This window comes from Parasphingorhabdus sp. (assembly GCF_036964675.1).
In the GTDB taxonomy this organism is placed as follows: Bacteria; Pseudomonadota; Alphaproteobacteria; order Sphingomonadales; family Sphingomonadaceae; genus Parasphingorhabdus.
This window is the reverse complement of the sequence record NZ_JBALTF010000026.1, coordinates 1-11,720: the sequence shown is the minus strand read 5'-3', so window position 1 is coordinate 11,720 and position 11,720 is coordinate 1. Positions and strand designations below refer to the sequence as shown.

At 57.2% G+C, this 11,720-nt stretch carries 8 protein-coding genes and 1 tRNA gene; 4 read left to right on the top strand and 5 right to left on the bottom strand.

Going from position 1 to position 11,720, the window contains the following annotated elements:
• Positions 1 to 63: 63 nt before the first annotated feature.
• From V7665_RS06535 to V7665_RS06515, 5 genes are all read right to left on the bottom strand, one after another.
• Positions 64 to 732, bottom strand: a complete 669-nt coding sequence (locus tag V7665_RS06535; protein WP_335663727.1) for an enoyl-CoA hydratase/isomerase family protein — start codon at positions 730 to 732, stop codon at positions 64 to 66.
• 187 nt (positions 733 to 919) lie between these two features.
• Positions 920 to 3,004: a dipeptidyl-peptidase 5 gene (locus tag V7665_RS06530; RefSeq protein ID WP_335663726.1), complete on the bottom strand. Its 2,085-nt coding sequence runs from the start codon at positions 3,002 to 3,004 to the stop codon at positions 920 to 922.
• A gap of 55 nt (positions 3,005 to 3,059) precedes the next feature.
• Positions 3,060 to 3,569, bottom strand: a complete 510-nt coding sequence (locus V7665_RS06525; RefSeq protein ID WP_335663725.1) for a DUF2497 domain-containing protein — start codon at positions 3,567 to 3,569, stop codon at positions 3,060 to 3,062.
• Between the two features lie 57 nt (positions 3,570 to 3,626).
• On the bottom strand, positions 3,627 to 5,090 hold the full coding sequence (locus V7665_RS06520) for a TolC family outer membrane protein (RefSeq protein ID WP_335663724.1): 1,464 nt from the start codon (positions 5,088 to 5,090) through the stop codon (positions 3,627 to 3,629).
• Positions 5,091 to 5,111: 21 nt separating this feature from the next.
• Positions 5,112 to 5,765, bottom strand: coding sequence for a protein-L-isoaspartate O-methyltransferase family protein (locus tag V7665_RS06515; RefSeq protein ID WP_335663723.1), 654 nt, complete (start codon positions 5,763 to 5,765; stop codon positions 5,112 to 5,114).
• Positions 5,766 to 6,017: 252 nt separating this feature from the next.
• Between V7665_RS06515 and V7665_RS06510 the strand changes: the two genes are divergently transcribed.
• The 4 genes from V7665_RS06510 (at position 6,018) to V7665_RS06495 (ending at position 11,354) form a co-directional block, all read left to right on the top strand.
• Positions 6,018 to 6,091, top strand: a tRNA-Cys gene (locus V7665_RS06510).
• A 232-nt stretch (positions 6,092 to 6,323) separates the two neighbouring features.
• The gene (locus V7665_RS06505; protein WP_335663722.1) at positions 6,324 to 6,704 is read left to right on the top strand and encodes a tetratricopeptide repeat protein; all 381 of its coding nucleotides are present in this window, start codon (positions 6,324 to 6,326) and stop codon (positions 6,702 to 6,704) included.
• 318 nt (positions 6,705 to 7,022) lie between these two features.
• Complete coding sequence (locus V7665_RS06500) at positions 7,023 to 8,576, top strand: hypothetical protein (RefSeq protein ID WP_335663721.1); 1,554 nt, start codon at positions 7,023 to 7,025, stop codon at positions 8,574 to 8,576.
• A gap of 75 nt (positions 8,577 to 8,651) precedes the next feature.
• Positions 8,652 to 11,354 (top strand): TonB-dependent receptor domain-containing protein, encoded by a 2,703-nt coding sequence (locus V7665_RS06495; protein ID WP_335663720.1) that lies wholly within the window; start codon positions 8,652 to 8,654, stop codon positions 11,352 to 11,354.
• Positions 11,355 to 11,720: the final 366 nt, after the last annotated feature.

Genomic DNA, 11,720 nt, shown 5'->3' with positions numbered 1-11,720 from the left:
GCGGCACGCGCGGCTCTGGATTGCCGCGTCGCTTCGCTCCTCGCGATGACGGCGGAGAATTAGCTAGGCCAAAATCGCATCAATCTCGGCATTGGCCTTGGCGCGCAGCTGGCGCTTGCACGCCTTGAAACCCGGTTGCGCGTTCATTTCCTGGGCCTTGGCGACAGACTTGTCGATCAGATCATCGGGCATCACCGTGGCTTCGACCATGCCGGCGCCAATCGCCTCATTGGGTTTGAGCAACATGCTGGAAAGCGCAAGCCGCCGCCGCCAGGCTGGTTCCAGCCAATGGTCGAGTATCGCTTGCGGCACCGCCGGGAAGGGCAGGCCGGCCTTGGCTTCGGGCAATCCGATCTTGTAATGGCCGGTTGCGGCATAGATCCAGTCGGCACAGAGCATCATGATCCCGCCCGCGCCAATGGCATTGCCGTTGACTGCGCAGACCAAAGCACAGGGCAGGCGGTGAAGCGCCGCGGCAAAATCATCGATCGCAGCAACCGCTCGCTTCTGGCCCGCCGCATCCAGGGACGCGGCCACTTTCGTATCCATGCCACAGGTAAAATGTTCGCCCGCTCCGGTCAGGACAATGCCGCCTTTGGGCGGATTTTTCGCCAGCAATTGCAGGGCGGCTGCCCCCTCCTCGAGCAAATCGGGATTGAGCGTATTGCGCTCGCCGTTGGTCAGCGTGATGATGATCGTGCCATCGCGATCTTCGGTCGGGAAATAGGTCATATTCTATCCTTTGTGTCACCCCAGCGAAGGCTGGGGCCTAAACCAATGTTGCGCATCCCCAATAGTCTGGATTGGGTATCAGCCTGCGCCGGTGTGACGAGGCCGTGCGCCGCACTTCGGGGCTTTGGCGACTATGGATTGCTCTTCGATACACAAGGCTCCGCATCAAGTGCGGCGCATATAGTACCTAGTTTTCAACGCCCTCCGCCTTTGTCCATTTGCCCATCCAGTCAAACACCGTCCGATACCATTGGACGCTATTCTTGCCCTTGAGCACCCAGTGATTTTCATCCGGGAAGATCAGCAATTTGGACGGAATGTCCATTTCCTGGGCAACGGTGAACGGCATGATGCTCTGGGTGTAAGGAATGCGGAAATCCTTCTCGCCGTGGATGAACAGGGTCGGCGTTTTCCAGTTGGTGATCTTGTTGACCGGATTCCATTTTTCCGGATCGGTCCGCGTCCACCAGGTGCCGCCATGATCCCATTGATCGAACCAGAGTTCTTCGGTGCTGAGCGCCATCGCGCGCAGATCAAACACACCGGCGTGGTTGACCAGACAGTCGAACCGGTCGGGCCAGTTGCCGGCGATCCAGTTCATCATATAGCCGCCATAAGAGCCGCCCAATGCGCAGGACCGCTCGCCATCAATCTGCTTGTCGATCCTGACCGCTGCCGCATAGCCCAGCTTCAGGTCTTCCAGCGGCTTGCCGCCCCAGTCCAGATTGATGCTGTCGGTGAACTTCTGTCCATAACCGGTCGAGCCGTGGAAATCGACGGTGACCACCGCATAGCCCTGCGCTGCCATCACTTTCGGGTTCCAGCGGGTCGACCAGCTATTGCCGAAACTGCCTTGTGGTCCGCCGTGGACCAGAAACGCCATCGGCAGCTTGCCGGTCGCGCCCGCAGGCTTGATGATCTGGCCCCAGACCTGATCGCCGTTGGCACCGGCAAAATCGAAGCGCTGGATATCGACCGTGTCGATTGCGGCCAGTTCGCGGCCATTGATATTGGTCAGCTGCGTGACCGTACCGTCCGCTGCCCGGCGATAGAGATCGGTCGGCAGCTGGATGCTGTTCATCGTGTAGATCAGCGAGCCGTCCTGCAAGGGGATGGTCGTGCCGACATTGCCTTCGCCGGTCAGCCGCGTGACCTTGCCGGTCTCGATATCGACCGCGAAGGCCGGATGATCGAGCACATCCTGCGCGGTCACGATCAGATTTTTATCGTCGGGCGTCCAGGCGATCGAACCGACCGAGCGGTCCCAGTCCTTGGTCAGTGCAAAGGCCTCATCTTCATCGCTGCCTTTTTTGCGCAATTTCACCACCAGCCGGTCGGCTTCATAGCCAGGACGCTCCATCGCTGCCCATGCCAGCCATTCGCCGTCCGACGAAAAAGCAGGGAGTGTGTCGGTCGCCTCATTATTATCCGTATAATTGACGGTTTCCGTACCATCGGCCTTGGCACCATAAATATCGAGATTGGTCGACTTGGGCTCATTGCGATCAGCGATCCGAAGCGCGAAGAAGACGCCTTCTTCACCCGGCACCCAGGTAATTTCCTCGCCACCACCAAAGGGCTTGGAGGGACTGTCGCCGACCAGATCGCCGTCCAGCGCCGCACCGTCGCCGGCGATTTTCCCATCCTTCAGATCAAAGGCAAATATCCGGCTGTAATTGCCCGGTGTTTCCCAGCTCGACCAGTGGCGGATGAACAGTTCATCATATTCGCGACCGGTTCCGGGGCCAAGTTTGGCCCGGTTTCCATCTGTTGCGCAACCGAAAGTCGGGCAGTCTCTGGCAATATCGCCCCACAGCGCGATTTTTTCGCCGGTCGGCGAGAGCTTGAAGCCTGCTACATCGGCTTTCAAATCGCTCGCCTGAACAGGACTTCCAACATCAGTGCCAGCGGCAATATCCGCATGCCAAAGCTGGTCCGAACCGCTAGCGTCGCTGAGATAATAGAGGCTGCCATCTGCTGCAAAGGCCGGGCTATGTTCGCTTTTTCCTGCCTGGTCGACAATGCGCAGGGGAACGGCATCGGCTGTGTTGACGTCCAACAGATAGAGCGCGCTAGACCGATCGTAACTCTCTGGATCGGTTTCGGTGACATCAAAGGCCGCCCATTTCTCGTCCGGAGAAATGGCAACCGACCCCATTCGTTTCAGCGTGGCGAGATCCTCCACCGTCATCGGCTTTGCCGACGCAAGTGTAGGAATTATGGTGCCGGTAACGAGCAGAGCGGCGGTGAATGTTTTGAAAAATTTTGTCATGGACAGGGGTTTAGCACGGCTGTCCGACAAGGCAATTGGGAACCGGTCCGCAGGCTTATTTCTCGTTCAGCCGCTGGATTTCCCGCGCCACCAATTGTTCGACCAGATCCGGCAAATTCGCATCCAGCCATTGCTTGATCATCGGCCGCATCAAGTCGCGGGTCAGGTCTTCCAGTGAAGTGCCGCTGGCAGATAATGTTGTCGGCCGACGCTCCATCGCTTCCTTTTCGACCAGGGCCGAGAGCGACTGGCGCATGCTGTCCAGCTTGTTATCGTCGATCAGCCGTTCTTCCTTGCGCCGGTCTCCAAACACACCCCGAGCAGACGAACCTTGATGTTCCGCCAGTTCGTCGGCCAGTTCGTCGGCCAGTTCGTCGGTCAGTTCGAGTATTTCTTCATTCCGGTCCGCCGGCTTTACATCGGGAACCGCCTGTAGCGCCGGTTTCGGCGTGGTTTTGCGGCGAGTCAGGGGGCGGTCCTCATCGATCGCCTTGTCTTCGGCGATGATGCGTTTGATCGACGAGAGGATTTCCTCCATCGACGATTCCCGGTTTTGTTCAGCCATGTGCGAAACCCCTAAAACTGATACATTTATTGTCGGTCTTGATCGACAGCGCATGCCTTATCGGCGCGACGGTGTCTCCGGCAATGCTTCTATGTCCGCTTTTTGCGCCTCAGTGTCAACGGTCCTGGTCGCCTGTGGTTCCGGATTGCGGTCACTCTGATAGTCATAGAATATATCGTCGACCCGGCCGTAATTGACGTCAGGGTCATAGAGCGGCCCGCCTTCCAGTCCCAGATCGCGCGCTTCCGCGCGGCCCATCGCGGCGAGCAGGGTGAACCCCGCGACATAGCTGTTGCGGCGTGCCGTCACCAACTGCACCTGAGCGTTGAGCAATTCCTGTTCGGCGTTGAGAATGTCCAAAATGGTCCGGTTGCCGACGGAATTTTCGGCGCGCACACCCTCCTGTGAAAGGCTCGAGGCAGCCACGGCCCGCTCTGAAGACTGGATCACCCGTTCCGATGCGCGCCAGATGGAATAAGCCGCACGGGTTTGCGCGATGACATCGCGCTCGACCGCGATCATTTGCTCATAGGCTTGACCGGAGCGCGCCTGTGCCTGCCGAATTTGCGCGGCTGGCCGGCCACCCTGATACAGTGGCATGGTTGCCCGAATGCCGACTTCGGCGGTCGATTGTTCCTGAATGAAGGTCGTGCCCGGAATATTGCCGCCCAGCGTCCCGTGGAAATTCAGATAACGCCCTTGAGCATAAGTAGTAACCCGAGGCTTGTTGCCAGCCCGTGCCGTCTTTATGTCAAATTCGGCGGCGTCGCTGCGCTCCTTGGCGGCAAGCAAGTCCGGATTATAGGTCAGGGCCAGATCAACGGCCTGATCTGGCGTTTCTGGCAGGTTTGGCAAGGGTGGAGGCGGCTCGAGATCGCCGGGCTCGTGGCCGACCAGTGCAATATAATTTTCCTTGCTGCGGATCAGGTTCGCGCGCGCAGTTTCCAGATCGCTCTTGGCAATTTCCAGCCGGGATTCGGATTGGGCGACGTCGGTACGGGTCAGGTCACCGATTTCAAAACGATCGCCGGTCGCGTCGAGATTGACAGAAAGAACGCCGACATTGGCCCGGTTCAGTTTGACGATCGCCGAATCGCGGATGACATCCATATAAGTGGCCACCACATTGCTGAACACGCTCGCTTCGGTGGCACGGAGGTCGAACTGGCCAGCCTCCACTCTGGTGCGAGCGGCACGAATAGCATTTTTGACAGCTCCGCCGGAATAGATCGGAACGTCGATCGAGCCTCCTATCGTCGACTGGCGGAGCGGCGCGGTGAAGCTATTGGCACTGCGCAGGAAATTTTCCTGAAAGCCAAAATCGCTGGTGGCACTCGGGCGGCCATCGGCTTTGGCAATGGCAACGGATTCGTCGGTTGCTCGCTGCGCTGCCCGCGCGCCGGACAGGGTCGGGTTGGTCTGATAGGCGGCATCCAGTGCATCGCGCAGCGTGTCTGCTTGCACCGGTGCCGACAGCAACGCCACGATAGCTGTGCCAAGGAAAAGACGGCGGCTAGTCATTTGATTACTCTCCCGAACGCCTTAAAATTTGAAGCTTTTTGCTTTTTCAAAGCCGGGCAGCGGACAGCCCCCGCCATCGGCAAAATATTGATAGCCGACATGACCGCCGGCGGTGCGGCCCAGGGCAAGGCGGGCCACGCCATCATGCATGACCGCGGCCACAATCGTTCCGTCCGGCGCGAGTTGATCGATCAGGGCCTGCGGAATTTGCTCCACCAGTCCATCGACAACGATAACCGAATAGGGCGCTAGTGGCCCCCAGCCGTCTGCGTGATTGCCGGTTTCGACTGTGACATTGTCAAAATCCGCCAGATTTTTCTCCGCGGTGGCTGCCAGCTTGGCATTTTGTTCGACCGCCATGACCGACCCGGCGAGTTGCGCCAGAACGGTGGCCGTATAGCCAGTGGCCGCGCCGATCAGCAGGACATTGTCGTCCTTCGTCACATGCGCCACATTCAGCAGTCGTCCGGTGGTAAGCGGAGGATTCAGGGCCCGGCCTTCGCCGATTTGCACGCCGCGGTCGGCATAAGCGAAGCTGCGCTGGGCGGCCGGCACAAAATCTTCGCGGGCGATGTGGCTCATCGCCGCGATGACGCGCGGGTCGCTGACCTCGGTTGTGCGCAACTGGCTGACCACCATGGCTTTGCGCATTTGTTTGAAATTTTCTTGGCCCAAGCGTCGATCCTCGCAATATATGTTCTGCGTCCATGCCATTTCTGTATTAGGTATACAATACACTATGGCCGATATTTTGTCGCTTCTAGCCCGCCTTGCGCGTTGCGCCAAGATGGATTCCTGCGAATTTGAGCTGACTGCGTCTTTTGCGCGACAATCCGGCGATTTTGCACAATATCGAGCATGAGTCATGGATGACGCAACTTTGGGTTGACTTTCGTGGCAAAGCGAAGCAATTCGCGCCCTCTCTTCGGCCCGATGGCGGAGTGGTGACGCAGCGGATTGCAAATCCGCGCACCCCGGTTCGATTCCGGGTCGGGCCTCCAGACAGTTTCTCCATCCATCCGCAATAGAATCGACCATGCGCCGCGCGCATCTGGGTCGGTCGCAGCCATTGCATCTGTCCGGCTCCTGCGCATGATCAGCGAAAATTTCACAAGCCATTGATAATAATAAAAATATTCTCGAATCCATCGATATTTGACAGTTATGTTACAGTTTTGTTGCATCAAGTGTCATATAAGTGTAATAATTGGTGCAGGATTAGGAGAAGATGCTATGAAAACCGCTAAAATAATCGGAATCGCAGCCGGAATATTGTTGATGACCACGCCAGCTATCGCACAGGATTCGGGCGAAATTGGCTATGCCAAGGGCTCTCTGGGCTATGATGCCCTGATTGCCGGTGACAATGAGACCGCATTGAAACAGCTGGAGGCAGCGGAAAAGGTCGATGCACAGGATCCCGCACGCTTGATCAATCTTGGCCAGACATATGCTCGACTGGGCCGCACCGGCGACGCCGCCCGCATGTTCATGGCTGCGATGCAAGGCAATCACGATTTTGATCTGCTGCTTGCCAATGGCAAGGTGGTCAATTCCCGGGATGCCGCTGAACTGGCGCTGCGCAACCTCAACAACCAGATTGCAGCCCGCTAATCGAAAGCAGATTCGGAGAGAAATCCTCGTAATCCCTATATAATGTAGAAGGTGGCCGTTTTTTGCGGCCATCTTTTTTTGTCACATCTGCAAATCGGTTTCGCTTGATAGCAAGGCAAAGCTTGCAAATCCGCTAGTCCGGGCGGCGTTGAAAAATATCCGTCACAATTGAGTCTCCGAACCGTCACGCAAACAGCATCGCTGGGTCATCTCCCTTCCCTAGTGCCCTTCCCTGAGGGCGATGGGGGTCGGTTGATTCGAATCCGCATCGTTTGATCCGAACGTATCAAACCAGTTATTTTTGCGGAGACCAATCCCATGTTGAATAAGCAATTCCGATCTGTCCTGTTTGCCGGCGTGGCTGCGCTTGCCGTGACGGCTTGCGGCGCAGATGATGTCGCATCACCAGGCGAAGGCAATCTTGTCATATTGCCGGCTCCGGCACCAGCGCCGGCGCCAGCTCCCGCGCCAACGCCGACACCCACTCCGACAGCCGGTCCCGCAGCAAGCTGCGCCACTGGAACGGCCAATGTCGGTACGATCACGACGGGCAATGGCGAAGAGGTCCGCAACTGCCAGATCTCCGGCATTATCACTGGCAATCTGCTGGTTCCCAAAGCGGCAGGCACGATCTACTCCTTCTCGGGTGAAGTCGACGTAGGGATTGACGGCGGTGCGACCGGCATCGTTACCTTCGAACCCGGCGTGACCGTATTCGGTTCTTCCGGCGGTGACTTCCTCCTGGTCAATCGCGGCTCGCAGATTTTTGCCGAAGGTACGGCAACCGCGCCGATCATCTTCACTTCGCGTCAGAATATCCTCGGCACAACGACTGCCGACAGCATCGGTCAATGGGGCGGCGTGGTCATTCTTGGCCGTGCACCAATCTCCAACTGCGCCACCGGCAGCGTTTCCAACCCGGGCGGCACGCGTACCGATTGTGAAGCGATCATCGAAGGTCCGGCTAACGCAGTCTATGGCGGTACCTTGCCGAACGACTCGTCGGGTCGTCTTTCCTATCTGCAGGTTCGCTATCCCGGCTTTGAAGTTTCCACCGGCAACGAGCTGAATGGCATCAGCCTCGGCGGCGTTGGTCGCGGTACCTTCTTCCAGAATATTCAGGTCCACAACAGCTCCGACGACGCCGTCGAATGGTTCGGCGGTCGGGTCAACGGCAAAAACCTCGCCTTCACCGGCAATGATGATGACTCGGTCGACTCCGATGTCGGTTACAAGGGCTTCAACCAGTTTGTTCTCGCGGTACAGCGGACCAATGGCGGCGACCATAATTGGGAAGCGGACTCCAACGGTGACGAAGATGCGGAACCACGGCAAAATTACGCCATGGGCAACGGCACATTGGTTTCACGTGGCGGCAACACCACGATCCTGATGCGCGGTGGCGGTGACTATGAAATGTACAACAGCGTCATTTCGAGCGCTTCCAATGCCAATAAATGTCTGGATATGGATGGCACGGCCACGGTGCAGGCTGCGAATGCGGCGATCGATGAAAATGGTCCGCCAATATTCCAGTCCGTGTTCATGTCCTGCTCGGGCGGCGCCTTCGTTGACGATGGCAATGTTACCGTCGCAGCGATCATGACCATCTTCAACGCTGGCACCAATGTCACATCGACGGGCACCTCGACGCTCGCTTCGAGCGCCTGGCCAATCGCCTTCATCAACGGTGCGAACGAAAATGGTGTGACGCCGTTCGATGCGGCGACCCGGGCAGCCTCGTTCCAGTTCGGAGACTATGAAGCGGTCAACTATATTGGTGCGGTCAAGGATGCGAATGACACCCGTTTCCAGGGCTGGACCTGCGGTCTCTACGCCAATGATTGTGCCATCGCTCCGACCATTGGTTAATTCTGAAACAAGACATTGGGATGGTGGCCATCGACGGCCGCCATCCCATTTTTACACTATATGAAGGACAATCGGATGACCAAGCGGACAGCGATAATCACCGGCCTGCTACTGAGCTCTGCACTTATTTCCCCTGCTGCATTTGCACAAACCACCCCAGCAGAGGAACCGGCGGCAGAGAATATTCCGTCTGACGACGAGCCTGTCGACGACAACGTCGATGTCTCTGCGCCGGGCAGCGAATTCAGCGGGGAGATCATCGTCAGGGGTAAATATATCCCCAATCCGGTCCGGGCGACTGGCGAAGTGGTGTCGGTTCTCGGCGAAGCGGAAATCGCCCGTACTGCCGATGGCGACATTGCCGGTTCGCTGCAGCGAGTCACCGGCCTGAGCGTCGTTGGCGGCCGGTTTGTTTTTGTCCGCGGCTTGGGCGAACGTTATTCGCTGGCGTTGCTCAATGGCTTGCCCTTGCCTTCGCCGGAACCGCTCCGCCGGGTTGTCCCGCTCGATCTCTTCCCGACCAGCGTCATTGCCTCGACGGTTGTCCAGAAAAGCTATTCGGTCAATTATCCCGGCGAGTTTGGCGGCGGGGTGATCAACCTGACCACCAAATCGACGCCGGACGAACCGTTTCTCAAGATCAATTTTGGCGTCAGCGGCGATAGTGAAACCACCGGCAAGCTTGGCTATACCTATGATGGCTCCGACAGCGATATTATCGGATTCGATTCTGGTGTGCGGGACATTCCCGCCGGACTGGCACAGGCGCTTGCTCAGAATATTCCGATTTCTGTTGGCACGACATTCACCAGCAAGGACTTGCAGGATTTTGCCGCAAGCCTGAACAATGCAGAAACCAATTTGATCCAGCGCAACAGGGACATACCGGCCAATTTTTCGGCAGATATTTCGGCTGGTAAAACCTTCGATGTCGGCGATGCCTATATCGGAGTCGTCGCCACCGCCGGCTTTGACAATAGCTGGCGGACCCGCGGCGGTGTCCAGCAGACTTCGCAGGGCATTGTAAATATCGATGGTGAGCCGGGTCTGCTTCCCGATCAGGACTTCCGCTTTGTCACCACCGAAAACCGCATTGTCATCAACGGTCTGCTTGGCCTGTCGGCAGAATTTGGCGAGCACAAGATTCGATTCACCAATCTCTATATTCACGACACTTCGAAAGAAGCGTCGATCAAGTCCGGGATCGACTCGATCAACGTCAGTGACGATCAGTTGCTCAATCAGGGCCGGACCAGCTGGTTCGAACGCCAATTGTTTACGACCCAGTTCGTCGGGGAATTCAAGTTCGACGAATTGAGCGTCGATCTTCGCGGCAGCTACGCCAATTCCAAGCGGGATGCTCCCTATGAGCGGACCTATGGCTATGCCTATGACGATATTATTGCTCAGGATTATGTCAACAACCTGACGTCTCCCGGCCAGTCTGCCCGTATCCGGTTCAGCGATCTCAACGACAATGTCTATGGCGCGGGTGCCGATATATCCTATGAAACCGATATTGGCGTGCCGATCATCTTCTCCACCGGTTACAGCTATTACAAGAATGACCGCTTTGCCCAGCGGCGCGATTTCCGGTTCGTCCCGGTCGGGAATATCCCAAATCCGATCGATCAGGAGCGGATAGATTTCCTGCTGTCCGACTATAATGTCTACACCTATGGATTGGAGCTGCGCGAAGTCGCGTCACAGGCGTCGGTTCCGGCCTATTCGGCAAAGCTTGAAGTCAACGCCGGTTATGTTTCGGTTGAAGCCGAGCTTGCCGATGGCCTCCGCGCCAATCTTGGCGTTCGCTATGAAGACGCAAAGCAGTTGGTTACGCCGATCACCCTGATCGGCGGCGCGCCCGGTGTCGGTGCCGGACTGAACAATGACTATTGGCTGCCGGCGGGAACGCTGACCTGGAATTTTGCCGAAGACATGCAATTCCGCCTGGCTGCTTCCAAAACCATTGCTCGGCCGCAGTTTCGTGAATTGGCCCCGCAACAGTTTCTGGATCTGGAATCGGATCGCACCTTTGTCGGCAATCCCTTGCTGACGGACAGTAAATTGTTCAACATTGAAGGCCGTTACGAATATTATATCGGCCGTGGCGAGCGGATCACGCTGGCCGGTTTCTACAAGAAGATCGACAATCCGATCGAAAATGTTGCCTTTGTCCAGGGCGGCGGTACCTTGTTCACCGGTTTTTCCAACGCACCCACCGCGACCCTGTATGGGGCGGAAGTCGAGCTGGTGAAATATCTCCCGCTCTATGATCTCGGCGGCAGTTTCTTTGCCGACAGACGCCTGATGCTGGCGGCCAATTACACCTATACAAAGTCGAAGATCAAGGTGAACGCCGACGACATCTCGATCAACCCGATCACGCTGACACCGGTTGCGTCATCCAATCTGTTTGACGACGGCGACCGGTTGACCGGACAGTCATCCCATGTCGGGAATTTCCAGTTCGGGCTGGAGCGCGAAGATGGTCCCATATCGCAGCAGACCATCCTGCTGACCTATAACAGCCCCCGGGTCACGGCTCGCGGGCCGCAGGGACAGCCCGACCTGATCGAGCGTACCGGCTGGAAACTGGATGTGGTGTTGCGCGAAGAGATGAATATTGCCGGTCAGGATTTCGAGCTGAAATTCGAAGCGAGGAATCTTCTCGGCACCGATTACAGTGAATCCCAGACTCTGGGCAGCACGACCATCCTCAACAATGCCTATGCGATCGGCACGCGCTTTTCGATGAGCATCGGACTGAATTTCTAGAACGGAATCTGTAATCTATCTGTCAAATAGGAGTCGTCGCAGCGTCACACTAATTTCCTATCCCATATACGGATAGCAGCGGAAGGGTATTGTGATGCGCGGCGGATTTTCAGGGGCTTCTGCCCGATCTCGCCCAACCCCAAGCAAGCAACGGGTTGGCGTGAGCCAGAGCATGTTCTGGTGATCGGGGAGAGTTTTTTGGCGGACGATAGTATGTCCGGTGTCCGAGACAATAGCCGTTCGCCGTCGCCTCTGCTCGACCTCCCCTACGGCTATGCTCGCGATCAGGGCGTATTGATCTGTTCGATGGATGGCGACCGTGCCGCAATCGCGATGCGCGCGGGTTCCGACCCCTCGGCCCTGCTC

Bases quoted from the DNA above. Each gene is read 5' to 3' on its own strand.
- V7665_RS06535 (WP_335663727.1), bottom strand. From the start codon at position 732: ATGACCTATTTCCCGACCGAAGATCGCGATGGCACGATCATCATCACG.
- V7665_RS06530 (WP_335663726.1), bottom strand. From the start codon at position 3,004: ATGACAAAATTTTTCAAAACATTCACCGCCGCTCTGCTCGTTACCGGC.
- V7665_RS06525 (WP_335663725.1), bottom strand. From the start codon at position 3,569: ATGGCTGAACAAAACCGGGAATCGTCGATGGAGGAAATCCTCTCGTCG.
- V7665_RS06520 (WP_335663724.1), bottom strand. From the start codon at position 5,090: ATGACTAGCCGCCGTCTTTTCCTTGGCACAGCTATCGTGGCGTTGCTG.
- V7665_RS06505 (WP_335663722.1), top strand. From the start codon at position 6,324: ATGAAAACCGCTAAAATAATCGGAATCGCAGCCGGAATATTGTTGATG.
- V7665_RS06500 (WP_335663721.1), top strand. From the start codon at position 7,023: ATGTTGAATAAGCAATTCCGATCTGTCCTGTTTGCCGGCGTGGCTGCG.
- V7665_RS06495 (WP_335663720.1), top strand. From the start codon at position 8,652: ATGACCAAGCGGACAGCGATAATCACCGGCCTGCTACTGAGCTCTGCA.